The following is a 378-nucleotide window of genomic DNA, read 5'->3' on the forward strand; positions in this document are numbered from 1 at the left end:
GTTAACATAATATTTTTATCGTCTTCTTATATTAATACCTACTATTTCCTAATCCACCTCCATTACAATTTAAATCATTTAAGTTTTCTCCATATCGTACATCTACTATTTAAACAAAAACTCCCCTTAAATCGAAAATGATTAAGGGGAGTCAGTTATATGTGGTGAAGTTATAGTTCTGATTTTACTGGAATAGAAACATTGTTTTCCACTAAATTTTTAACGTCTTTAAAGCTAACAAAATTGTTACTTTGCTCATCCCATAGACGGAAACGAATTGAACGCAAACTTGTAGCAAGAGTAATCGTTGGTACATTTTTTAAAGGAAGCGTATTATTGTGTGCCTCTTCTAGTTTATAGTTAGGTACTCTTGGACTT

Annotated in this window: 1 pseudogene; it reads right to left on the reverse strand. The window is 31.0% G+C overall.

Features of this window, described 5'->3' with window-relative positions:
• Nucleotides 1–170: 170 nt before the first annotated feature.
• Nucleotides 171–378, reverse strand: a pseudogene (locus tag V7038_RS29180) (fatty acid desaturase); the annotation flags it as partial.

Origin of the sequence: Bacillus sp. JJ783 (assembly GCF_036963225.1) — a bacterium.
GTDB classification, from domain to species: domain Bacteria; phylum Bacillota; class Bacilli; order Bacillales; family Bacillaceae_G; genus Bacillus_A; species Bacillus_A cereus_U.